At 66.3% G+C, this 22,723-nt stretch carries 18 protein-coding genes and 1 pseudogene; 11 read left to right on the top strand and 8 right to left on the bottom strand.

What is annotated here, in order from left to right:
* The first annotated feature begins 53 nt into the window (after window positions 1–53).
* Window positions 54–2,681, top strand: a complete 2,628-nt coding sequence (locus tag OU998_RS11695; RefSeq protein WP_267513710.1) for an HWE histidine kinase domain-containing protein — start codon at window positions 54–56, stop codon at window positions 2,679–2,681.
* Here OU998_RS11695 and OU998_RS11690 read toward each other — a convergent pair.
* From OU998_RS11690 to OU998_RS17105, 3 genes and pseudogenes are all read right to left on the bottom strand, one after another.
* Window positions 2,678–5,743, bottom strand: coding sequence for a DUF3857 domain-containing protein (locus OU998_RS11690; RefSeq protein WP_267513708.1), 3,066 nt, complete (start codon window positions 5,741–5,743; stop codon window positions 2,678–2,680). The genes OU998_RS11695 and OU998_RS11690 overlap by 4 nt on opposite strands.
* Before the next feature lie 109 nt (window positions 5,744–5,852).
* Window positions 5,853–6,215 (bottom strand): DUF4198 domain-containing protein, encoded by a 363-nt coding sequence (locus OU998_RS11685; protein WP_267513706.1) that lies wholly within the window; start codon window positions 6,213–6,215, stop codon window positions 5,853–5,855.
* 1 nt (window position 6,216) lies between these two features.
* Window positions 6,217–6,654, bottom strand: a pseudogene (locus OU998_RS17105) (DUF4198 domain-containing protein); the annotation flags it as partial.
* A 128-nt stretch (window positions 6,655–6,782) separates the two neighbouring features.
* On the opposite strand from OU998_RS17105, the gene OU998_RS11680 reads away from it, so the two are divergent.
* Window positions 6,783–7,484 (top strand): AIM24 family protein, encoded by a 702-nt coding sequence (locus tag OU998_RS11680; RefSeq protein ID WP_267513705.1) that lies wholly within the window; start codon window positions 6,783–6,785, stop codon window positions 7,482–7,484.
* A 167-nt stretch (window positions 7,485–7,651) separates the two neighbouring features.
* On the opposite strand, the gene OU998_RS11675 is transcribed toward OU998_RS11680, so the two are convergent.
* Complete coding sequence (locus OU998_RS11675; RefSeq protein ID WP_267513704.1) at window positions 7,652–9,541, bottom strand: ABC-F family ATP-binding cassette domain-containing protein; 1,890 nt, start codon at window positions 9,539–9,541, stop codon at window positions 7,652–7,654.
* A 47-nt stretch (window positions 9,542–9,588) separates the two neighbouring features.
* Here OU998_RS11675 and OU998_RS11670 point away from each other — a divergent pair, with 47 nt between their 5' ends.
* The 4 genes from OU998_RS11670 (at window position 9,589) to OU998_RS11655 (ending at window position 11,208) form a co-directional block, all read left to right on the top strand.
* Window positions 9,589–9,924: a type II toxin-antitoxin system Phd/YefM family antitoxin gene (locus OU998_RS11670; RefSeq protein WP_267513702.1), complete on the top strand. Its 336-nt coding sequence runs from the start codon at window positions 9,589–9,591 to the stop codon at window positions 9,922–9,924.
* Window positions 9,921–10,340 (top strand): type II toxin-antitoxin system VapC family toxin, encoded by a 420-nt coding sequence (locus tag OU998_RS11665; RefSeq protein WP_267513701.1) that lies wholly within the window; start codon window positions 9,921–9,923, stop codon window positions 10,338–10,340. The genes OU998_RS11670 and OU998_RS11665 overlap by 4 nt, the downstream gene beginning before the upstream one ends.
* Before the next feature lie 76 nt (window positions 10,341–10,416).
* Window positions 10,417–10,836, top strand: a complete 420-nt coding sequence (ndk, locus tag OU998_RS11660) for a nucleoside-diphosphate kinase (RefSeq protein ID WP_267513700.1) — start codon at window positions 10,417–10,419, stop codon at window positions 10,834–10,836.
* Window positions 10,837–11,007: 171 nt separating this feature from the next.
* The gene (locus tag OU998_RS11655; RefSeq protein WP_267513699.1) at window positions 11,008–11,208 is read left to right on the top strand and encodes a hypothetical protein; all 201 of its coding nucleotides are present in this window, start codon (window positions 11,008–11,010) and stop codon (window positions 11,206–11,208) included.
* Between the two features lie 76 nt (window positions 11,209–11,284).
* Here OU998_RS11655 and OU998_RS11650 read toward each other — a convergent pair whose 3' ends face one another.
* A complete protein-coding gene (locus OU998_RS11650) occupies window positions 11,285–13,324 on the bottom strand; it encodes a M13 family metallopeptidase (protein WP_267513698.1) in 2,040 nt (679 codons plus the stop codon).
* 245 nt (window positions 13,325–13,569) lie between these two features.
* Here OU998_RS11650 and proS point away from each other — a divergent pair, with 245 nt between their 5' ends.
* Genes proS through OU998_RS11635 form a run of 3 tightly spaced genes read left to right on the top strand, consistent with a single transcriptional unit; the run spans window position 13,570 to window position 16,863 of the window.
* The gene (proS, locus tag OU998_RS11645; protein WP_267513697.1) at window positions 13,570–14,886 is read left to right on the top strand and encodes a proline--tRNA ligase; all 1,317 of its coding nucleotides are present in this window, start codon (window positions 13,570–13,572) and stop codon (window positions 14,884–14,886) included.
* A complete protein-coding gene (locus tag OU998_RS11640) occupies window positions 14,883–16,169 on the top strand; it encodes a lipoprotein-releasing ABC transporter permease subunit (protein ID WP_267513696.1) in 1,287 nt (428 codons plus the stop codon). The genes proS and OU998_RS11640 overlap by 4 nt, the downstream gene beginning before the upstream one ends.
* Window positions 16,162–16,863, top strand: coding sequence for an ABC transporter ATP-binding protein (locus OU998_RS11635; RefSeq protein WP_267513695.1), 702 nt, complete (start codon window positions 16,162–16,164; stop codon window positions 16,861–16,863). Before OU998_RS11640 ends, OU998_RS11635 begins: the two co-directional genes overlap by 8 nt.
* Before the next feature lie 7 nt (window positions 16,864–16,870).
* Here the strand turns inward: OU998_RS11635 and OU998_RS11630 are convergent, their stop codons facing one another.
* From OU998_RS11630 to msrA, 3 genes are all read right to left on the bottom strand, one after another.
* Window positions 16,871–17,338: a PIN domain-containing protein gene (locus OU998_RS11630; RefSeq protein ID WP_267513694.1), complete on the bottom strand. Its 468-nt coding sequence runs from the start codon at window positions 17,336–17,338 to the stop codon at window positions 16,871–16,873.
* Window positions 17,338–17,625: a hypothetical protein gene (locus OU998_RS11625; RefSeq protein ID WP_267513693.1), complete on the bottom strand. Its 288-nt coding sequence runs from the start codon at window positions 17,623–17,625 to the stop codon at window positions 17,338–17,340. Before OU998_RS11625 ends, OU998_RS11630 begins: the two co-directional genes overlap by 1 nt.
* Window positions 17,626–17,792: 167 nt before the next feature.
* Window positions 17,793–18,410, bottom strand: a complete 618-nt coding sequence (gene msrA, locus OU998_RS11620; RefSeq protein ID WP_267513691.1) for a peptide-methionine (S)-S-oxide reductase MsrA — start codon at window positions 18,408–18,410, stop codon at window positions 17,793–17,795.
* Window positions 18,411–18,771: 361 nt separating this feature from the next.
* Between msrA and dnaE the strand changes: the two genes are divergently transcribed.
* Both dnaE and OU998_RS11610 read left to right on the top strand, forming a co-directional pair.
* Window positions 18,772–22,230 (top strand): DNA polymerase III subunit alpha, encoded by a 3,459-nt coding sequence (gene dnaE / locus OU998_RS11615; RefSeq protein ID WP_267513689.1) that lies wholly within the window; start codon window positions 18,772–18,774, stop codon window positions 22,228–22,230.
* Window positions 22,230–22,721 carry a DUF3224 domain-containing protein gene (locus OU998_RS11610; protein ID WP_267513688.1) on the top strand — a complete coding sequence of 164 codons (492 nt, stop codon included), beginning with the start codon at window positions 22,230–22,232 and terminating at the stop codon, window positions 22,719–22,721. Before dnaE ends, OU998_RS11610 begins: the two co-directional genes overlap by 1 nt.
* The last annotated feature ends 2 nt before the right edge of the window (window positions 22,722–22,723 follow it).

Here is a 22,723-nt window from a genome sequence, read left to right as displayed (position 1 = left end):
GATTGCGACCTTTGCCCTGTTTGAGGCCTGGCTCGGCGGATGGAACGACAACAATGACTGACGCCGTCCTTGCCCGCGAGCAGGTTGATCTCACCAACTGCGACCGTGAACCGATACACATCCCTGGGGCGATCCTGCCGCATGGGGCCATGCTGGTGCTCGACAGCGCCAGTCTTCGCGTGCTCCAGGCGGCGGGAGACACCGAAGGCCTGCTCGGTCGGCCCATCAGCGCGCTTCTCTCCCGACCGCTCGACGACCTGTTCTCCGTTGCCCAGATCAATCGGCTTCGCGCGCTTTGCCAGGAGCCGGACCTGGTCAAGCCACGCCACATGCTCGACCCGGTTCTCCGCATAGAGGGGGGTGTTCCTCTCGACGCCAGCGCGCACCGGGTGGAGGGGGACCTGGTGCTGGAGTTCGAAGCCGCCGGGACCGACGATCCGTACGTCACCGAACCTTTGGCGGCCGTGCAGTTGATGGTCGAGGGGTTCAGCGCAGCGCCGTCGCTCTTCTCGCTCTGCCAGATGGCGACGGCGAGCGTGCGTCGCGTGGCGCAATACGACCGGGTGATGGTCTATCGCTTCATGCCGGACGGGTCCGGCTGGGTGGCCGCCGAAAGCCGCCCCCCGGAACTGGAGCCTTTCCTGGACCTACATTATCCGGCGGCCGACATTCCCCAACAGGCGAGGGCGCTGTACCTCAGGAGCTGGCTGCGGCTGATCACCCAGGTCGACTATGACCCGGCGCCGCTGACGCCGGAGCTGAATCCGCGCACGGATAAGCCGCTGGACATGAGCCATGCGATCCTGCGCGATGTCTCGCCGATGCACCGTGAATACCTGCGCAACATGGGCATCAATGCGTCGATGTCGATTTCCATCATCGTGGCGGGCAAGCTCTGGGGCCTGATCGCCTGCCACAATGACAGTCCCCGACGGCTGCCCCGGCATCTGCGGGCGGTCTGCGAACTGTTCGGCTCGATGTTCTCGCTGCAGCTCGAAGCCCGCGAAAAGAGCGAACAGTTCGAGGCCCGGCTGGCCAGCCGGAAGGTCCTGCAAGAGCTGATGCTGAACCTCGCAGGCGTCGAGGACTATGCCTACGGCCTGACGCAGCAGACGCCCAATCTGCTCGATTTCATCCATGGCGGCGATGTCGCGCTGGACGGGCGGCGAGGCGGCGGGGTCGCCGTCCGGGTGAAGGCCGCGACCACTTCTCTGGGCGCCACTCCAGACGATGCGCAGATTGCGGCCCTGGTGGAGTGGCTGACGTCCTACATGACAGAAACCGAGGGCGTGTTCGCAACCGATCGGTTGAGTGAGATCTACCCGCCGGCCAAGGCGTTCGCCAACGTCGCCTCGGGGCTGCTGGTCATATCCGTGTCGCGCGATCCCTCCGACTTTATCCTGTGGTTCAGACCCGAACTGGTCGAAACGGCGCTGTGGGCCGGCGATCCTGACAAGCCCATAGCGTCCGGTCCAAACGGGGATCGGCTGTCGCCGCGGAAATCGTTCGAGGTCTGGAAGCACACGGTGCGGAACCGCGCCCTGCCCTGGACGGTCGCCGAGGTCGATTCCGCTTTCGATCTGCGGGTGTCGCTGCTTCAGGTCGTGCTCCGCAGGATTGAGGAAGCGTCGCTAGAACGGGCCAAGGCGCATGAGCGGGACAAGCTTCTCATGGCCGAACTGGATCACCGGGTGAAGAACACCTTGGCCAATATCCAGGCCCTGGTCACGCAATCCAGCCGCAGCGCCGCCTCGCTGACCGGCTTTGTGGAAGGCCTGGACAGCCGCATCCATTCCATGGCCAAGGCCCACAGCCTGCTGACCCAAAGTCGGTGGGAAGGCGTATCGGTCGAGGGGCTGCTGACCGTGGAGCTTGGGCCCTATATTCAAGGTTCCGGCGTCGTCCTTCTCGAGGGTGATGAGGTGATCCTGACATCAAAGTCGGCGCTGTCGCTGTCGCTCGCCCTGCACGAGCTGGCGACGAACGCGGCCAAGTTCGGGTCCCTTTCACGCGCCGAAGGGCGGGTCCTCGTTTCATGGCGGGTTCACGATGACGGGTCCCTGATCCTGATATGGCGCGAGAGCGGCGGACCGCATGTGGCCCCACCCACGCGGCGCGGGTTCGGCTCCAGCCTGGTCGAGCGCGCCCTCGCCCTCGAAACCGGCGGCCGGGCGACGATCGACTATGCGCCGACGGGCGTCGTCTGTGAGGTCATCCTGCCCAGGTCGGCCCTCGCGGTTCTCGGAGACAGACCTTTGGTGCGGGTCGCACCGCCGAAAGTTCCCGTTCTCACCTACGAGATTCCAGACAAGCCGAGGCTTTTGATCGTTGAGGACTCCTATCTGGTGATCCTGACCCTGGAGGCCATGTGCGCGGATCTGTCGTGGACGGTTGTCGGTCCGGCCACGCGCCTTGGCGAGGCGATCAGGCTTGCTCGGACCGAGACGTTCGACGTCGCTCTGCTGGACGTGAACCTGGATGGCGAGATGTCGTGGGAAGTCGCCGGCATTCTCAAGGACCGCGGAATCCCGTTCGCGTTCAGCACGGGTTACGATCAGGCGAACATCCTGCCGGACCATCTGGCGGACGCGCAGATTTTCGCCAAGCCCTACCGCGTGGCGGATGTCGAGAGCCGTTTGCGTCGGATGATGTCGCTCAACCCGTCTGGCGAAAGGGCTTAGGGCATGGTCGTTGGCCTTCGCGCCTCGAAGACCTCGAACTTCTCGCCCACGTCGATGTCCAGCGCCTTGGCCCGGTCCAGGTCGTCCTGCCCGCCCGCGTCGCCGAGCGCCAGGCGGGCCAGGCCGCGGCCGTAGAGGGAGGCGGGGAGGTTGGCCAGGGTGGTGAGGACTTGGTCGTAGTCGGTCTTGGCCTCGTCGAAGCGGCCCAGGTGCAGCAGGGCCATGGCGCGGCTGTCCACATAGGCGGCGACGCCGGCGTCCGCGGCGATCTCGCAGTCGACCAGTGCCTGGTCCAGGTCGAAGCCGCTGATGGCCTGGCTCCAGCAGACGCTGTTCATCAAAGACGGGTCGCCCCCGGCCAGTCGGCGCATGGCGTCGAAGTCCGTCCGGGCGCCGGCGGCGTCGCCCAGGGCGGCCTTGGCCTCGCCGCGCAGGGACAGAAGGCCGAAGTCGTCGGGCGCCGCCGCCAGCCCGGCGTCGAGCGCGGGCAGGGCCTCCTTCAGGCGGCCGTCGGCTTTGCCTAGGGTGATGAGTTGATTCAGCGCCGTATAGTTCTCGGGCGTGTCCTCCAGCTTGGCGGCGATCAGGGTCCGGGCCTCGTCAGCGCGGCCGAGGCGCCGCAGGGCGCGCAGCTCGCCCCACAGGCCGGTCTCGTCGTCCGGCGCTGTGGTCTTCAGCGCCCGGAAATCGGCCAGGGACCGGTCGAACCGGCCGATCTGGTAATAGGCTTGGCCGCGTCCCCATAGGGCGTCGGTCTGGCTGGGGTCCAGACGCAGGGCGACCGAGAAGCTGACGACCGCATCGGGGTAACGGCCTTCAGAGCTGGCGACCAGCCCTTGGCCGACGGCGGCCTCTACGTCGGCGGGGTCCAGATCGACGGCATGGTCATAGTCGGCCTTGGCGCCGGCGTAGTCTCGCTGGTCCATACGGACCGAAGCCCGCTTGCGGCGCGCCTCGGCATTGTCGGGTTCGGCCTCGACCGCGGCGTCGTACAGGGCCAGGGCGCCTTCGATGTCGCCGCTGTTCGCCAGACGCTCGGCCCGTTCGATCAGGTCGGCGACCTTGTCGTCGCCCGGATCCAGTCGGGCCTGATCCGCCGCCGTGGCCTGATAGCCTGCGGGCGCCCGCAGACGGAGCATGGTGGTCACCAGCGCCTTCGACCGGGTGCGGGCCAGGGTCATGTCCTCGGCCGAGAGTTCGGGCGTCAGGCTGGTGGTGGTCACCACCACATTCGCGACGCCGGCCTCCAGGCTGGCCTGACGCGACATGCGATAGCCGCCGTCTTCGAGGGTCTGGTCGCCGCCCTCCAGCCGGAAGCCCTCGCCGCCGTTGGGCAGGAGGATGCGGATGTTGGTCCGGTTCATGAAGGGGTGCGACAGGGCGTAGGGCAGGTCCTTGTACTCGGCGTACAGGCCGGTGCGTTCGTCCTGATAGGGGATGGAGATGGAGGCTTCGGGCAGGGCCATGACGCGACCGCCGCCGACGCCGTCGACCCAGCTCATGCGGACCTTGCCGCCCATGGTGATGTGGAAGGCGTTGGCGACGTCGTCATAGCGGGTGTCGACGGTCTCCATCTTCACCGTCTCGTCCTTGCCCTTCATGGAGTCGGCCATGCTGGTCTGGAGCTGTTCGCGCGTGACGGCGCTCATCTGGCGGCGCATCTGCAAGGCGGTGGCGCCATAGTAGATGGTGTCCATGGTGAAGGCCGCTTCGGCGTCGAGCCCGGCGGAGGCGTCCAGGGTTGTCGCCGTTTCATAGTTGGGCTTCTGCAACGGCGGCTGGACGATGGGGGTGAAGTCAGCGCCCTGCGCCCGGACCGGCAGGGCCCAGCGGTAGGGAGGCGGCGTCAGGTCTTCCAGCGTCCGGTCGCCGACCGAGGTTCCGTCCATCCAGTAGGTCTGGCCGTCGATGACCGCCCGCACCAGCACGTGGTTGAACCAGGCCATGGCGGGCAGCCGCTCGGGCAGGCCGTCGCCGTTGGCCGTGCTGACCATGGCGGCCTCGGCCTCGATCCCCAGGCCGTGCAGCAGGGCCAGCAGAAGCACGGTCTTACCTTTGCAGTCGCCGTAACGGCTGCGCCAGACCTCGTCGGCGGCGGTCGGCACATAGCCGCCTTCGCCCATCGACAGAGCCAGATAACGCACCTCGTCCTGGACCAGGCGCAGGGCGGCGGCGGCCTGGGCGGCGGGGGTGGAATAGGCGGCGCGGATTTCCTCAATCCGGGCCTTCAACGGCGAGTCCGGCTCAAGCGTCGACGCCTTTTCGTACAGAGGCGCCATCAGGACCGAGGCCGCGCTCCAGTCGGTAAAGTCGGTGAGCTGGATCAGGCGGGTCGTCATGAACCGCCCCGGCAGGTCGTCCGGCAGCCTGACGGGCGCCAGCCCCTTGGTGTCGACCTCGAACACCCAGTTCGCGCCCACCCGCTTGGGCCGGGCCTCGGCCCAGGGCGCCATGGAGGCGACCTTGAAGGTCTGGTCGGAGGGCCAGGTGGCGCGCAGGCGATACTGGTCGATGACCAGGCCCGAATTGGCGTTGGCTATGTGTTCGCGATGCGGGGCCAGGACGCCGCCCGTGTCGTGAACCGTGAAGGCGGTCTCCAGAATATCGCCGACGCGCAGATCACGCGGTTGCAGGGTGGCCGTCAGCCGACCGTCCAGCATCGAGGACTCGAGGTTGTTCTCGCGCCTCAGGACCTGGAAGTCCTGACTTTCAAGCACGTCGATCACCTGGTCGCCGCGAATGATGCGGACGGCGTGGACCTGAAGCGTCTCGTAGGCCGGGTTCCAGACCGCGCTGACGGTGCTGACATAGGGCAGGCCCTGTTCGGTCTGCACCTGGGTGCGGCGGCCGTAGTAGGCGTGGGTTCCCTGGTCGTCGAACCGGATCTGGTCATCGACCGACAGCAGACGAACCGGGGCCTCGCTCGCCGCCGCCGGCGGGGCGGAAGTCGATAAGGCGACGACCCAGGCGGGCGCCGGCGCCTGCTCGACCTCTTGCGCCCACGTCGGCGCCGCAGCCGAAATCACCCAAGCGGCCGCAGCCGCCATCAACAACCGTCTCATGCCCAAATCCCCCTGGTCATCCAATGCCTAGCATGACGACCGCCATGCGCCATAGACCGCAGGTTTTATTCAGGAGTCTTCGGCCATCCCCGATCCGGCGAAGCGCGCCTCACCCTGCGTCGGCGATGAAGGTCAGGGTGTGGGTGTAGCTGCGGTAGGGGGTGGGGCTGCCGGCCGGGGCGGCGGTGCGGTGGCGGACCTGGGTCATATAGGCGCCGGGGGCCGAGACGCGCAGGGTCAGGACGCCCGAGGCGTCTGTGGCCGTATCGGTCTCGATCTTCTTGCCGTCGTATAGGCCGGCTTCGCGGAAGACGGTGACGGGGGTGTTGGCCAGGGGCTGGCCGTCGAACAGCAGGCGGAAGGTCGCGTCCTCTCCGGCGACGATCTCGTTCGGCTGGATCAGGGGGCTGAAGCTCCAGGCCCTGACCTGTGGGCTTGAGCGCCGCCTCGTCAGGCGCGCCGCGCACCACATAGACCTCGGCGACCGTGATGCTCTGGACATCGACCAGTTCGGCGCCGGGCGGGGGCGGCGTGTCTTCCTCGCCGACCATCTTCCAGCCGGAGGGGGTGTTGTACATCTTGGCCGCGCGGCCGGCGCGGGGGCCGGACGACAGGCGGTACAGGCCGTCCACCGGCGTCGGCGCCTCGAACACCGCCAGGTCGCGCAGATAGGTGACGGCGCTGATCGGCGTGTCGCCGTTGGGGCCGACCACGTGGAAGCTGTCGGAGCGCATGACCACTTCGGCGTTGAAGACATCCTCGGTGAAACTGGCCTCGACCGTGACGTGGTCGCGGCGGCCGGCGTCGAACAGATTCGGCCGCAGATAGGGGGAGTGGGCCTGGGCCGCGCCGGCGCTCCAGACCGTCAGGATGGAGGCCAGCAGGCCGGCGTGAAGGGTGTGTCGAGTCATGGGGGCGTCCTCCGCTTTCGAGCGGGGAATAATAAGATTGAGAGTCGTTTGCAATTCATTTCCACTTGGACTTCCCGTGTTTGGGCGGGCAGGCTGCCGGCTCAGACATTCCCGCTTTAGAGGTTCCCATGTCCGTGAAGACCGTCTCCGAATTCGTCGCCGCCTATAGGGAGAAGGACGTCAGCCCCGAAGCCTTCGAACTGGAGAACCCCCATCTGCTGGAGGTGCGGCTGAACGGGGCGGTCTGGGCCAAGTCCGGGGCCATGGTGGCGCGGACCGGGCAGGTGAAGTTCACGCGTCAGGGCCTGATGGAGCAGGGGCTCGGCAATCTGCTGAAGAAGGCGGTCAGCGGCGAGGGCATGGTGCTGATGAAGATGGAGGGCCAGGGGCGGGTCTATCTGGCCGATACAGGCAAGAAGATCACCCTGCTGCGGCTCGATAACGAGACCATCTTCGCCAACGGCAATGATGTGCTGGCGCTGGAGACCGGCGTCAGCAACCAGATTACCATGATGAAGCGGGTCGCGGGCATGATGTCCGGCGGCCTGTTCAATGTGAAACTGAGCGGCAGCGGCATCGTGGCCATCACCTCCCACTATGATCCGCTGATCCTCAAGGTCAGCGCGGCCACCGGGCCGGTGTTCACCGACCCCAACGCCACCGTGGCCTGGTCGGGAAGTCTGTCGCCGGAGATCGCCACCGACATCTCGTTCAAGACCCTGATGGGCCGGGGCTCGGGCGAGAGCATCCAGATGAAGTTCGAAGGCGAGGGCTGGGTCGTGGTCCAGCCCTATGAGGAGACTTACATGCAGGCCAGCAGCGGCGGCTGACGGGGAGGCTGGCGGCCACTTCTCCAGCCGTCATCCTCGCCCTTGTGGCGAGGATCCAGACTCCCGGTGTATCTGTAGCGTGCGCCGCCGTTTGATACCGGGCTTATGGATCCTAGGGACAAGCCCTAGGATGACGGAGATGAAGGGGAGGTGGCGACGACTTGGCTCTACGCCACCTCGGCGAGCGCCTCTTCCGCTGCGACCCAGGCGGCTTCGGCCGTTGCGAGATCGGACTCGGTCTTGGCGCGGGCGCGGGTCAGGCCTTCCAGGGCCTTGGGATTGTTGACCGAGGCGGTGGCCATGTCGTCGTCGATGCGGGCGATTTCGGCGGTCAGGCGGGCCATGGTCTCTTCCGCCTTCTTGACCGCGTGACGCAGGGTCGAGGGCGAAGGCCCTGATTTGCGGTCGTTCTTCTTGCCCTTGTTGTTCTGGGCGGCGGGAGCGGCGGCGGCCTCTTCCTTCTTGATCTGGCTAGGTTTGGCGATGGCCTGTTTGGCGCGGTCCAGAACGAACTTGGCGTAGTCGTCCATGTCGCCGTCGAACGGCTTCACCGTGCCGTCGGCGGCCAGCCACAGCCGGTCGGCCACCATCTCCATCAGCGAGCGGTCGTGGGTGATCAGGATGACGGCGCCGGAATAGTCGTTCAGGGCGTCGAGCAGGGCGCGGCGGCTGTCGATGTCGAGGTGGTTGGTCGGTTCGTCGAGGATCAGGACGTGGGGCGCGTCCATCGCCACCATGTTCAGCAGCAGGCGGGCGCGTTCGCCGCCCGACAGGCTGTCGACCGTGGTCTCCTGCTTCTCATAGCCCAGGCCGAACTGGGCCAGTTTGGAGCGGCGGGCGCTTTCGGGGGCGTCCGGCATGGCGCGGCGGATGATTTCCAGCGGGGTGTCGGTGGGGTCCATCGCCTCGATCTGGTGCTGGTGGAACCAGCCCACGCGCATCTTGCGGTCGCGGTGCAGTTCGCCCTCGGACACGTCCAGGGCGCCGGCGATCATCTTGGCGAAGGTGGACTTGCCCGCGCCGTTGACGCCCAGCAGACCGATACGGTCGTCCAGATCCATCCGCAGGTTCAGGTTCCGCAGGATCGGCTTGCCCACGTCATAGCCGACATTGGCGCGTTCCAGCCGGATCAGCGGCGGCGCAAGCGGACGCGGCGGCGAGGGCAGGGTGAAGGGGGCGACCCGCTCCTCGATGGTGGTGGCCACCGGCTGCATCTTCTCCAGCCGCTTCATCCGCGACTGTGCTTGTGCGGCCTTGGAGGCCTTGGCCTTGAACCGGTCGACGAAGGCCTGGAGGTGGGCGCGTTCGGCGTCCTGCTTGGCCTTGGCCGACAGTTGCAGCCGGGCCTTCTCGGCGCGGGCCTTTTCGAAGGCGTCGTAGTTGCCGGTGTAGAGGGTCAGGGTGTGGTTCGCGAGGTGCATGATATGGGTGCAGACCTCGTTCAGCATCTCGCGGTCGTGGGAGATGATCAGGGCCGTGTGCGGGTATTTCTTCAGCCGCGCCTCCAGCCAAAGGGCGCCTTCCAGATCGAGATAGTTGGTCGGTTCGTCCAGCAGCAGCATGTCCGGCTCGGCGAACAGGGCGGCGGCCAGGGCGACGCGCATCCGCCAGCCGCCCGAGAACTCGGACATGGGCCGGGCCTGGTTCTCCTGGTCGAAACCCAGGCCGACCAGGATTTCGGCGGCGCGCGCCGGGGCGGCGTCGGCGTCGATCTCGATCAGGCGCGACCAGATCTCGCCCATCTCTTCCGGCTCGGCGGTCTCCAGCCGGCCCAGCAGGGTGTGGCGTTCGACGTCGGCCTCAAGGATGGTGTCGATGACGCTGACGGGGGTGGCCGGGTGCTCCTGATCGACCGAGCCGATGCGGGCGGTCTTGGGCAGACTGATTTCATCGCCGGCGGCGTGAAGCTCGCCCAGGATCAGTTTGAACAGGGTGGACTTGCCGATGCCGTTGCGGCCGACCAGACCGACCTTGGCGCCCGGCGGCAGGCTGACGGAGGCGTCCACGAGGAATTTGCGGCCCCAGGCGTTGAAGGTCAGGTCGGTGATCTGGAGCATGGGAGGCGCAATGGACTTTCTGACTGGTCATCTCTATATGACCAGTCATGACGTATGATCTTGTAAGCGGCGAGGTCGTCATAACGGCGACGGAGTTCAAGGCCAAGTGCCTGGACCTGCTTGATCGCGTGAACTCGGGCGAGATCCGCAGGGTTCGGGTGACCAAGCGCGGCAAGGAGGTGGCGGTGTTGGCCTCCCCGACCAGGGACGGCGAGGCGCCCTGGAACCCCATGAGCATGTTCGGCGCGATGAAGGGATCGATTGTTATCGATCCTAGCATCGACCTGGACAAGCCGATCTACGAACAGGTTTTCGGCACAACGGTTGAAGCCGACATGGGGTTGGATGAGATTGATCTCGGCCTTGAAAGTCACGAGGCGTGAGTGACGGGGTATTGCTGGACACCCACGCCCTGATCTGGATCGTCGAGGGGGTCGCACTTCGGCCGGCGGCTGTCGAAATGATCAGTGCGGCGGCTGTGCAGGGCGAACTGTTTGTCTCAGCCGCGTCGGCTTGGGAAATGGGCTATCTGGCCAGCAAGCCAGAGTTGGTCCAGATTTTACGACGCGATGTCCGCACCTGGTTCTGGGAAGCCGTCAATACGGCTCATGCACGCATCAAAGACCTGGCGCCGGACATCCTCTTGGATGTGGCGCATCTTCCGCCGCCTCTTCATCGAGATCCTGCCGATCGGATGTTGATCGCCACGGCGCGGGCCTATGACTTGACGTTGATCACCCGCGACCGCGCCATTCTGGACTACGCCGCCGCCGGTCACGTGCGGGCCATCGCCTGCTGAAAGACGGCTTGGCGCGGGGGCGGGGCGTCGCTATAAGCCCGCGACCCTTATTCTCCCTAACAAGAAGTCAATTCCCATGACCGAACGCACCTTCTCGATCATCAAGCCCGACGCGACCCGCCGCAACCTGACCGGCGCGATCAACGCCGTGATCGAAGGCGCCGGCCTGCGCATCGTGGCCCAGCGTCGCGTCAAGCTGTCGACCGACCAGGCCAAGAAGTTCTACGAAGTCCACGCCGAACGCCCCTTCTACGGCGAGCTGGTCGAGCAGATGACCGCCGAGCCGGTGGTCGTCCAGGTGCTGGAAGGCGAGAACGCCGTCGCCGCCTATCGTGAAGTGATGGGCGCCACCAACCCGGAACAGGCCGCCGAAGGCACCATCCGCAAGCAATTCGCCCTGTCGATCGGTGAAAACTCGGTCCACGGTTCGGACAGCCTGGACAACGCCAAGCTCGAGATCGCTCAGTTCTTCACGGACGATCAGATCGTCGGCTAAGCGCTCAAGTCGCGAGGGGCCGCGCCCCGAGCGTAGCGCAAAGTCAGCGCTCAAGTCGCGAGGGGCCGCGCCCCGAGCGTAGCGCCAAAGAGACAGAGGCCCGCGTCCGGAACCGGACGCGGGCCTTTTCGTTGGGTCAGTCTCGTATCGTCCCCCTCCCGGAGCAGACCCATGAAGACCATCCTGAAACTGACCCCCGTCATCGGCGCCCTGGCCCTGCTGGCCGCCTGTGGCCAGACCATGGAACAGCGCGCCGCCACCGGCGCCTTGGGCGGCGCAGTCGCCGGCCAGGTCGTGGGCGGCAACACCGGCTCGACTGTCGCGGGCGCAGCGGTCGGCGCCGTCGTCGGTGCGGCGACCACGCCGAAGTAAGCCGTCTGCCTTACCGCTGAAAAAGAAAGGCCCGGAGCGATGCTTCGGGCCTTTTTCGTTCGAGCTTTGCGACCGCTTACCAGATGCGGGCACGGGCCTCGGGGGCGATGTAGGCCTTTTGATCGGGCGAGACGCCGAAAGCCGCGTACCAGGCGTCGATGTTGCGTGGCGAGGTGGCGGCGCGGACCGAACCGGGAGAGTGCGGATCGGTGGTCAGCTGCTCCTTCAACGCCGCCTCGCGCGACTTCTCGCGCCAGACCTGGGCCCAGCCCAGGAAGACCCGCTGGTCGCCCGACAGGCCGTCGATCACCGGGGCCGGCCGGCCGTTCAGCGACTTGTGGTAGGCGTCCAGCGCCAGCAGCAGGCCGCCCAGGTCGGCGATGTTCTCGCCCATGGTCAGGTCGCCGTTGACGCGGACGCCGGGCAGGGGCTCCAGCGAATTATAGATGTCGCCCAGCACCTTGGCGCGCGCCTCGAACCGGGCGGCGTCTTCCGGCGTCCACCAGTCGCGCAGCACGCCGTCGCCGTCGGACTTGCGGCCCTGGTCGTCGAAGCCGTGGGTGATCTCATGGCCGATGACCGCGCCGATCCCGCCGTAGTTGACGGCCGGGTCTGCGTTCGGATCGAAGAAGGGCGCCTGGAGGATGGCGGCCGGGAAGACGATCTCGTTGCGCGGCGGGTTGTAATAGGCGTTCACCGTCTGGGGCGTCATGCCCCATTCCAGCGGATCGACCGGCTTGCCGATCTTGCCGCGCTGCCAGGCCCATTCGAAAGCGGATGAGCGTTCGACATTGCCGTACAGGTCGTCTGCGGTCAGCTCGAGCCCGTCATAGGACCGCCATTTGTCGGGATAGCCGATCTTCACCCCGAACTTGGACATCTTGTACAGCGCCTGCTCACGCGTCGCCTCGCTCATCCAGTCCAGGGTCTTCAGCCGTTCGGTCATGGCCGCGCGGATGTTGTCGACCAGGGTCTCCATCTGGGCCTTGGACGAGGCGGGGAAGTGCAGGCGGACATATTCCTGGGCCAGGACCTCGCCCAGCTGGCCGTCGACCAGGGCCACGCCCCGGTTCCAGCGCGGACGGTTCTCGGGTTGGCCGCGCAGGGTCTTGCCGCGGAACTCGAAGCGGGCGTCGACGAAGGCCTTGGACAGATAGGGGCTGGCCTGATCGACGATCTGGGTGGCTTCCCACGCCTTCAGGGTCTCGATCGGGGTGTCGGCGAAGACCTGGGCGATGCCCGGAATGGCCGTGTTCTCCATCAGCACCAGGGTTTCCAGATTCGCGAGCTGGCCGCCGTCGAGGAAGGCGGTCCAGTCGAAGCCGGGGGCCAGGGTCGCCAGGTCGGCGACCTTGCTGGGGTTGTAGAGCTTGTCGATCTGGCGACGCTCGACCGTGGTCCAGTGCTTCTCGGCGACCTTGGTCTCGAAGGCCAGGATGTCGGCGGCGCTCTGGGCCGGGTCGGTCCAGCCGATGGCGGTCAGGGTCTGGGTCAGATAGGCCAGATAGGCCTCGCGCTGGGCGGCGAAGTCCGGCTTCAGATAATAGTCGCGGTCAGGCAGGCCCAGGCCGCCCTGGGCCAGATAGGCCGAGTTGATGTTCGGGTTCTGCAAGTCCTCGAACACGGCGACGCCGAACAGCGAACCGCCGAAGCCCGAATGGCTGGCGCCCATCAGGCGGGCCATGGCGGCGTGGTCGGTCACGGCCTTCACGGCGGCGAGGTCGGCGGCCATGGGCGCGGCGCCCAGCTGTTCGACGCGGGCCTCGTTCATGAAGCTGGCGTACAGGGCGCCGACCTTCTGGGCGTTGGCGTTGACGGGGTTGGCGGCGCTGGTCTCGATGATCGCCTTCAACTGGGACTGGGCGTTCTCATAGAGGACGTCGAACGGACCGAACCGCGCCTTGTCGGCGGGGATCTCGGTGGTGCTCAGATAGGTTCCGTTGGCGTATTCGTTGAAGTCGTCGCCCGGCTTCACCGCCGTATTGCGACCGGCGAGATCGAAGCCCCATTCCCCAAAAGCATGCGCGCCGTGCGAATGGTCCTGGGCCGAGGCGCCGCCGGTCAGGGCGACGATGATACAGGCCGAGCAGGCGGCCATCAGGCGAATACGTTGCATGAAGAAAAAGGTCCCGATTTTGGTCGGCGGCACCTTTGCGCCGGTGCGGCGCCCTGTCGCATGAAGTTTTCGTAATCTGAGGACGGAGGATATGCGCAAAGAGAGAGGGCGTCAGGCGGGATGAGGGCGTGCGACGGTAAGACGGTCGTGGGAGGCGAGGCGCGAATATCCCCAACCCGGCCTAGCTTTCGCCCCGGTCCAGCGGCTAAAGCCTTGGTCTGTCTCTACGCCTAGGATTCCCCATCATGCGCCTGTCGCGCTTTTTCCTGCCCACGCTGAAGGAAGCCCCTTCGGACGCCCAGATTGCCTCGCACCAGCTGATGCTGCGCGCCGGCATGATCAAGCAGGAGGCCGCCGGCATCTACGCCTGGCTGCCGCTGGGCCTGCGGGTGCTGCGCAAGATCGAGCAGATCGTCCGTGAAGAGCAGCAGCGGGCGGGCGCAGTCGAACTGCTGATGCCGACCCTGCAACTGGCCGACCTGTGGCGAGAGTCCGGGCGTTACGACGCCTATGGCCCCGAGATGCTGCGCATCACCGACCGGCACGAGCGCGAACTGCTGTACGGCCCGACCAATGAGGAGATGATCACCGACATCTTCCGCGCCTATGTGAAGTCCTACAAGTCGCTGCCGCTGAACCTGTTTCATATCCAGTGGAAGTTCCGCGACGAGCGCCGCCCCCGGTTCGGCGTCATGCGCGGCCGCGAGTTCCTGATGAAGGACGCCTACTCCTTCGACGTGGACGAGGCCTCGGCCCGCAAGGCCTACAACCGCATGTTCGTGGCCTATCTGAACACCTTCGCCCGCATGGGTCTGAAAGCCGTGCCGATGCGCGCCGACACCGGCCCGATCGGCGGCGACCTGAGCCACGAATTCATCGTCCTGGCCGAGACGGGCGAGAGCGCGGTCTTCTGCGACAAGGCCCTGGTCGAAATGCCGGCGCCCGGCGCGGATGTGGACTGGGATGATCTTCAGTCAATCGTTGATCAACGAACGGCGCTGTACGCCGCGACCGAGGAAATGCACGACGAAGCCCGGTTCGAGGCTGAGACCGCCGAGGGCGACCGCCTGTCGGCGCGCGGCATCGAGGTCGGCCACATCTTCTATTTCGGCGAGAAATATTCGGCCCCGATGAAGGCCAAGGTCGCCGGTCCCGACGGCCAGGACGCCAATGTCCACATGGGCAGCTACGGCGTCGGCGTGTCGCGCCTGCTGGGCGCCATCATCGAGGCCAGCCATGACGAAGGCGGCATCATCTGGCCCGACGCCGTGGCCCCGTTCGACGTGGTCGTGATCAATCTGCGCGCCAATGACGCCGCCGTCTCGGCCGCTTGCGAGGATGCGGTCGCCCAGCTCGAGAAACTCGGCAAGGACGTGCTGTACGACGACACCGACGAACGGCCGGGCGGCAAGTTCGCCACCGCCGATCTGATCGGCGTGCCCTGGCAGCTGACCATCGGTCCCAAGGGCCTGGCCGACGGCGTGGTCGAGCTGAAGCGCCGCGCCACCGGCGAGAAGGTGTCCGTGCCCCTGGCAGACGCCATCGAAAGGTTGACTGCTTGAACCTGCCGTCCCGTCCTTCCGGCGCCTTCTCCGCGTGGGAGATCGGCCTGGCCCTCCGCTACCTCCGCGCCAAGCGCAAGGAGGGCGGGGTGGCCACCATCGCGGTGATCAGCTTCATCGGCATCATGCTGGCCGTCGCCGTTCTGATCAGCGTGATGAGCATCATGGCCGGCTTCCGCTCGGAACTGCTGGGCCGGATGCTGTCGTTCAACGGCCATATGTACGCCCAAGGCCCCGTGTTGACGGACCCAAACCGCGACGCCGCCCTGAAGCGGATCGCCGACGTGCCGGGCGTGGTCAGCGTCACCCCGCTGAACGAGAGCCAGAGCCTGGTCCGGGTCGGCAACTTCACCACGGGCGCCATGGTGCGCGGCGTGCGGCCTCAGGATCTGGCCACCACCAAATACGTCTTCGACAGCCTGACGCCCCAGGAACGCGCCGACTTCGGTCAGGGCGCTTACGGCGGCGACCGCATCCTGATGGGGGCCGCCCTGGCCAACTCCCTGGGCCTGCGGGTCGGCGACCCCGTCACCCTCTATTCGCCGACCGGCGCCGACAGCGCCTTCGGCAATCTGGGCGGGCTGGAAAAGACCTATTTCGTCGGCGGCCTGTTCCGCTCGGGCACGGCCGACTTCGACCGCGCCTTCCTGTTCATGCCGCTGGAACAGCAGCAGCTGTTCTTCGGCAAGGAGGGGGTCTGGGACGCCATCGAGATCAAGGTCGACGACCCCGACCGCGTCGGCGAACTGACCCCCGCCATCCGCGACGCCGCCGGGCCGGGCTCGGTGATCAGCGACTGGCGCGAGCGGCTGGCCGCCTTCTACGGCGCCCTGCGGGTCGAGCGGGTGGCGATGAGCATCATCCTGGGCCTGGTCGTCGCCATCGCCGCCATGAACATCATCTCCGGCATCGTCATGCTGGTGAAGAACAAGACGCGCGACATCGCCATCCTGCGCACCGTGGGCGCCAGCCCGTCGTCGATCCTGCGCATCTTCTTCATGTCCGGCGCCATGATCGGCGTCGCGGGCACCCTGGCGGGCCTGGCCCTGGGACTGCTGTTCTGCTGGAACATCGGCGCCATCCAGCACGCCATCGAGGCCGTGCTGGGGGTCCAGCTGTTCAACGCCGACGTCTATCAGCTGGACGCCATCCCGGCCCTCGTCGATCCGATGGACGTGACCTGGGTCGCCCTGCTGTCCTTCAGCATGAGCTGCCTGGCCAGCCTGCCGCCGTCCTGGACGGCCTCACGCATCGATCCCGTGGAGGCGCTCCGCTATGAGTAGTCCCATCCTGTCGGTGCGCGGCCTTACCCGCACCTATGACACCGCCAACGGCGGTCTGACCGTGCTGAAGGGCGTGGACTTGGACGTCATGCCCGGCGAGATGGTCGGCCTGATCGGCCCCTCGGGCTCGGGCAAGTCCAGCCTGCTTCACGCCGCCGGCCTGTTGGAAAAGCCGACCGAGGGCACGGTCGCCATCGACGGCGAGATGGTCGGCGATCTGGACGAGGGCGCCCGCACCCGCCTGCGCCTGTCGCGCATCGGCTTCGTCTATCAGTTCCACCATCTGCTGGCCGAGTTCGACGCCCGCGACAATGTCGCCCTGCCGATGCGGATCGCCGGCATGAGCCTCGCCAAGGCCCGCGCCCAGGCCGAGGAGACGCTGACGACCCTGGGCCTGGGCGAACGCCTGACCCACCAGCCGGCACAGCTGTCAGGCGGCGAGAAACAGCGCGTCGCCATCGCCCGCGCCCTGGCCAACAAGCCCCGCCTGCTGCTGGCCGACGAACCGACCGGCAACCTGGACCCGACCACCAGCCAGTCCGTGTTCGAATCCCTGCGCGACCTGGCCAAGACCACGGGCGTCGCCGCCCTGATCGCCACCCACAATATGGAGCTGGCCGGCCACATGGACCGCGTCTTCGCCCTGAAGGACGGCCATCTGGAAGAGCGGGCGGCGGAGAGCCAGGCTTATTGAGCCAGGCTTAATGAAGGTCCTGGTCCCTGAATTCATTGAAGTTGATGCTGTCGTGACCCGCACTTAGCGCAGCGACATGAAGGTCGAGATCGTCGGTGAGCAATGTCGCGCCTGTGGACGCGAGTATGAGCATTACGCTGTCGGTTAAACCCAAGCGCATATAGGCGTTATGTTTTGACGCCTCTGCACTGACGATGTTGGCTTCAGGGTATTTGGAAATCAGAATGGATAAAGCTTGGGCGACTTCGACCCGGATGGGGTCGTTCACATATCGCGCCAGATTGGACGTCTCAGCGAGCACATGCGGACACCAGATGATCCCATCTGCTGCGCCCAGCAGTTCGTCCAGCAAAAGAAAATCTGTCTTGTCGTAGACGCGTAGGCGCCTGTGTTTCTCGATGTAGTCGGGATTGGCCGTACCAACCGCTAGAAGAACGGCTAAATTCGTATCAAGGGCGACAGTGGCGCGCGGCACTAATCGGCTGCGACAATATCGCGACGCCTGATGGCGATCATCTTGCCGTCATTGTCCCGTATGCGGACGACCTTATAAGCTCTCTTCTTTGGAGGGGCTTCTCCCGACAGGTTCGCAATCAGCGACTTGGTGCTGTTCCAAGGACGTGAAAAGCCAATGGTCACGTTCCAGATCTGATCCGCATCGTCGAACTCGACTTCTTCTAGGCCGACATTGGTTGGATCTTCGTCACTGAATACGTCGGCAACGTAGCCTTTAGCGAGACGAATGGCCTCTTTGACTTCCATTGGATGATCTCCTCGGAGCGTAGCATGGGAAGCTAAGCCTCGGTTGGCAATAGGAACTAGTCAGAACGAGAAGGGCGCATCGAGCGGGCCGGGACACTCAATTATCGACTTCGGCTCGGCACGTCACGTCGCGTCCGCTCGAAGATGCCGTAGCTTGCACTCTCCAATCACCCCACCGCCGCGTCGCCCCAGATGGCGCGCAACTGCTGGGGCCGGCGGCAGCCCTGGCGGTAGGCTTCGTAATGGGCGTGGTGGCGGCGGGCGTAGTCCTGGTGCTCCGCCCCTGCGGGCCAGAACCGCTGGACCCCGACGACCGGGGTGGTGAAGCTCTTGCCCAGCACCCGCATCGCCGCATCGCGCGATGCGACCGCCGCCGTTCGCTGATCCGCCGTGGCGAAGACGGCTGTGCGATACGACGGCCCCTGATCGCAGAACTGTCCGTCCGGATCGGTCGGATCGATGGTGCGCCAGTAGCGATCGACCAGGGCGCGATAGCTGACGACACGCGGATCGAAGGTGACCTGGACCGCCTCCATATGGCCGGTCCCGCCGCGCACCACCTGCTCATAGGTCGGGTTGGCCGTCTGGCCGCCGACGAAGCCCGACACGGCCGAACGGACGCCGGGCAGGCCGTCGAACGCCTTTTCCTCGGACCAGAAACAGCCGCCGGCGAAGACGGCGGTCTGGGTGGCGGCTTGGTTCTGCGCGTCGGCGGCGCCCAGCGGCGACAGGCCGACGATCAGCGACAGGGCCAGGGCGGCGGCGAAGGTGCGGGTCTTGGCCATGGGACATCTCCCTTTCTGCAAAGCCCATACGACGCGCCGGGGCGATTGGTTTCAACCCCGCCCGCCTGGGGCTAAGAGCGGGGGTTGACGAGAACAATGAGGGAACATAGAACAAGTCAGGAACATTGATCGACCTGGGGATAAGACCATGCCGCGTTTGATGAGAGATATGCTGTCGCTTGCATCGTGCGGCGGCTTCGTCTGGATGGCCTGGCAGGCGGCCCTGATGGTCACCTCGGTCTGACTGCATGTTTGGCGGTTTGGCGGTTTGTCACCCTGTTTTTACGACACGATGCGACCCGCCATTGGTGCGGTGACCGAGTCGGGGTCTTATCTGCGGTCTAGCTGAAGGAGTGGACGGGTGAGCGCGGCAGAAGGTCAGGGTTTCGTCCATCTGCGGGTCCGCTCGGCCTATTCGCTGCTGGAGGGGGCGATCAAGGCCGGCAAGCTGGGCAAGCTGGCGGCCGACGCCGGCATGCCGGCCGTGGCCATCGCCGACCGGACCAATCTGTTCGGCGCGCTTGAGTTCAGCCAGTACACCAAGGACGCGGGCGTCCAGCCGATCATCGCCTGCGCGCTTCCGGTATTGGGCATCGGCGGCCAGCAATCCGTCCGCTGGGCCAAGACCCCGACCGTGGTTCTCCTGGCCCAGAACGAGGCGGGCTGGCGAAACCTGTGCGCCCTGTCGTCCTCGGCCTATCTGGACGCCGGCGAAATGGCCGAGCCCGGCGTGGCCTGGAGCCTGATCGAGGCGCGGTCCGAAGGCCTGATCCTGCTGTCGGGCGGGCCCGACGGCCCGGTCGATCCCCTGTTCGTACAGGGCAAGACCACGGAGGCGGCGGCCGCCCTGGCGACAATGAAGTCCGTCTTCGGCGACCGCTTCTATGTCGAGCTTCAGCGCCACGGCCTGGACGACGAACGCCGGGCCGAGCCGGGTCTGGTCGAATGGGCCTATGCCAACGACGTCCCCCTGGTCGCCGCCAATGACGTCTATTACGCCAAGGCGGCCCAGGCGAAGTCCCACGACGCCCTGCTGTGCATCGCCGACGGCGCCTTCACCGGCCAGGAAGACCGTCGCCGCATCACCGGGGAACACTGGTTCAAGTCGGCCGAGGCGATGCGGACCCTGTTCGCCGACCTGCCCGAGGCCTGCGACAACACCATCGACATCGCCCGGCGCTGCGCCTTCCTGGTCAAGACCCACGCCCCCATCCTGCCGCGCTTCGACACCGGCGCAGGGCGGTCCGAGGCCGACGAACTGGCGCACCAGGCGCGCGAGGGGCTGAAGGTCCGCCTCAGCCAGATCACGCCGGCCGTGCCGGTCGAGGAATACTGGAGCCGGCTGGAGTGGGAGGTCGGCATCATCCAGCAGATGGGCTTCCCCGGCTATTTCCTGATCGTGTCGGACTTCATCAAATGGGCCAAGGAACACGGCATCCCGGTGGGGCCGGGACGGGGCTCCGGGGCCGGGTCGCTGGTCGCCTGGTCCCTGACCATCACCGATCTGGACCCCTTGCGGTTCGGCCTGCTGTTCGAGCGGTTCCTGAACCCCGAACGGGTCTCCATGCCCGACTTCGACATCGACTTCTGCCAGGAGCGGCGCGAAGAGGTGATCGACTATGTTCAGGCCCACTACGGCAAGGACCGGGTCGCCCAGATCATCACCTTCGGCACGCTTCAGGCGCGGGCCGTGCTGCGCGACGTCGGTCGGGTGCTGCAGATGCCGCTGGGCCAGGTGGACCGGCTCTGCAAGATGGTGCCGAACAACCCGGCCGCGCCCGTCACCCTGGCCCAGGCCATCGACCTCGAGCCGCGCCTGAAGGAGGCGAGGGACGCCGAGCCTGCGGTTCGCACCCTGCTGGAAACCGCGCTGGAGCTTGAGGGGCTGTACCGCAACGCCTCGACCCACGCGGCCGGCATCGTCATCGGCGACCGGCCCCTGGTCGAACTGGTGCCCCTGTACCAGGATCCGCGCTCCACCATTCCGGCCTCCCAGTTCAACATGAAATGGGTCGAACCGGCGGGTCTGGTGAAGTTCGACTTCCTGGGCCTGAAGACCCTGACCGTGCTGGATCGGGCGCGGGGCTATCTGGAACGGCGCGGCGCGGCCCCGGACTGGAACGGTCTGCCGCTGGATGACGCCCGCACCTATGAGCTGATGGCTTCGGGCCAGACGGTCGGGGTGTTCCAGCTGGAATCCCAGGGCATGCGCGACACCCTGCGCAAGATGCGTTGCGGCTCCATCGAGGAAATCACCGCCCTGATCTCCCTGTATCGGCCGGGGCCGATGGAGATGATCGACACCTATATCGACCGCAAATTCGGTCGGGCCGAGGTCGATTATCTCCACCCCAGTCTGAAAGAGGTGCTGACCGAGACCTATGGGGTCATCATCTACCAGGAACAGGTGATGAAGATCGCCCAGATCCTGGCGGGCTACAGCCTGGGCGAGGCCGACCTGCTGCGTCGCGCCATGGGCAAGAAGAAGAAGGAGGAGATGGACTTCCAGCGGGCGCGCTTCGTCAAGGGCGCGCTTGAGAAGACCGTCCCTGAGACCCAGTCCGGCTCGATCTTCGACCTGGTGGCCAAGTTCGCCGGCTATGGTTTCAACAAGTCGCACGCCGCCGCCTATGCCCTGATCTCGTTCCAGACCGGCTGGCTGAAGGCCAATCATCCGGTCGAATTCTTCGCGGCGTCCATGAGCCTGGACCTGTCGAACACCGACAAGCTGGCGGTCTTCTATCAGGACGCCAAACGCTTCGACGTGCCGGTGCTGCCGCCCGATCTGAACCGGTCCTCGGCTGACTTCGACGTGGCCTGGGACGACAGTCGGGGTTCGGTCCTCTATGCTCTGGGCGCGATCCGCAACGTGGGTCTCGAGGCGATGCGTCACGTGATCGAGGTGCGCCAGACCGGCGGTCGGTTCGCCGACATCTTCGACTTCCTCGAGCGGGTCGATCCCCGCAGCGTCAACAAGCGTGCGCTGGAAGGCCTGGCCAAGGCCGGGGCCTTCGACAGCATCCACCCCAACCGCCGCCAACTGGTCGAACAGGCCGACGTCCTGATGGCCTATTGCCAGAGCGTGGCGGCCGAGCGCGCCTCGTCCCAGGTCTCCCTGTTCGGCGGCGATCAGGCCCATGTGGGCCGGCCCCGCCTGAAGAGCGTCGACCCCTGGGTCGGGCCGGAACGTCTGGACCACGAACTCTCGGCGGTCGGCTTCTATCTGTCGGGCCACCCGCTGGACGAGATGACCTCGGCCCTGAAACGCAAGCGCGTCACCTTCGTCGCCGAGGCCATTCCCTTGGCGGAGTCGGGCCACGAGGCCTTCCAGATGGCCGGTGTCGTCCGCCGCAAGCAGGAACGCGCCAGCGCCCGCACCGGCGAGAAATTCGCCTTCGTCACCTTCTCGGACCCGACGGGTGAGTTCGAATGCCTGTTCCCGCCCGAACAGCTGCGCAAATGCCGCGAGGTGCTGGAGCCGGGCGCCTCGGTCATGGTGCGGGTCCGCGCCAAGGCCTCGGAAGGCGAGGTGCGCTTCTTCGGCGACGACGCCAGCCGGATGGACAATCTGCTGGACGACGCCAACATCGGCCTGCGTATCCACGTCTCGGCCCGCACCGCCGACGCCGACGCCCTGAAGGCCCGGCTGGAGCGGGCGCGTTCGGGCGCCATCGGCAAGGGCGGCGAGGTGTCGCTGATCGCCTCGTTGGAAGGCCTTCAGGAGGTCGAGGTCAAACTGCCCGGCCGTTACCGGCTCGACGGCGCCTTGCGCGGCGCGCTGAAGTCGGCGCCGGGCGTTCTGATGTTGGAGGAGGCCTGATGATCGCCCTCATTTTGACCGTCGCCCTGTTGGCCGCCGTCTCCGATCCCGCCCCCATCGCGACCGCGGCAGCGCCCGCCGTCAGGAGCCCCGTCATGTCCCACGCCGTTGGAACCTTCGACGTCCAGATCACGCCCGTCGCGCCCGACCCGGATGCGCCCGCCGGCGCCCCGGGCCGCATGCTGCTGGCCAAGACCTTCCACGGCGCGTTTGAAGGCGGCGGGGCCGGCGAAATGCTCGGCCTCATGGCCGGTCGATCGGGCGCCTATGTCGCCATGGAGCGGGTGACGGGCGTGCTGGATGGCCGCCGTGGAGCCTTCGCCATGGTCCATCGTGGGGTGATGGACGCCGGCGCGCAGGACCTCCTGATCACCATCGTCCCCGGTTCGGGCGAGGGTGAACTGGCCGGGATCAGCGGCGTCTTCCATCTGACCATCGTCGAGGGCGAACACCGCTACGACCTGGAATACAGCCTGCCTGACGCCCCTTGAGG

It is taken from the genome of Brevundimonas sp. SL130, assembly GCF_026625805.1.
GTDB lineage: Bacteria > Pseudomonadota > Alphaproteobacteria > Caulobacterales > Caulobacteraceae > Brevundimonas.
This window is presented reverse-complemented; position numbering and strand designations above follow the sequence as displayed.

Bases quoted from the DNA above. Each gene is read 5' to 3' on its own strand.
- OU998_RS11695 (WP_267513710.1), top strand. From the start codon at position 54: ATGACTGACGCCGTCCTTGCCCGCGAGCAGGTTGATCTCACCAACTGC.
- OU998_RS11690 (WP_267513708.1), bottom strand. From the start codon at position 5,743: ATGAGACGGTTGTTGATGGCGGCTGCGGCCGCTTGGGTGATTTCGGCT.
- OU998_RS11685 (WP_267513706.1), bottom strand. From the start codon at position 6,215: ATGTGGTGCGCGGCGCGCCTGACGAGGCGGCGCTCAAGCCCACAGGTC.
- OU998_RS11680 (WP_267513705.1), top strand. From the start codon at position 6,783: ATGTCCGTGAAGACCGTCTCCGAATTCGTCGCCGCCTATAGGGAGAAG.
- OU998_RS11675 (WP_267513704.1), bottom strand. From the start codon at position 9,541: ATGCTCCAGATCACCGACCTGACCTTCAACGCCTGGGGCCGCAAATTC.
- OU998_RS11670 (WP_267513702.1), top strand. From the start codon at position 9,589: ATGACGTATGATCTTGTAAGCGGCGAGGTCGTCATAACGGCGACGGAG.
- ndk (WP_267513700.1), top strand. From the start codon at position 10,417: ATGACCGAACGCACCTTCTCGATCATCAAGCCCGACGCGACCCGCCGC.
- OU998_RS11655 (WP_267513699.1), top strand. From the start codon at position 11,008: ATGAAGACCATCCTGAAACTGACCCCCGTCATCGGCGCCCTGGCCCTG.
- OU998_RS11650 (WP_267513698.1), bottom strand. From the start codon at position 13,324: ATGCAACGTATTCGCCTGATGGCCGCCTGCTCGGCCTGTATCATCGTC.
- proS (WP_267513697.1), top strand. From the start codon at position 13,570: ATGCGCCTGTCGCGCTTTTTCCTGCCCACGCTGAAGGAAGCCCCTTCG.
- OU998_RS11635 (WP_267513695.1), top strand. From the start codon at position 16,162: ATGAGTAGTCCCATCCTGTCGGTGCGCGGCCTTACCCGCACCTATGAC.
- OU998_RS11625 (WP_267513693.1), bottom strand. From the start codon at position 17,625: ATGGAAGTCAAAGAGGCCATTCGTCTCGCTAAAGGCTACGTTGCCGAC.
- msrA (WP_267513691.1), bottom strand. From the start codon at position 18,410: ATGGCCAAGACCCGCACCTTCGCCGCCGCCCTGGCCCTGTCGCTGATC.
- OU998_RS11610 (WP_267513688.1), top strand. From the start codon at position 22,230: ATGATCGCCCTCATTTTGACCGTCGCCCTGTTGGCCGCCGTCTCCGAT.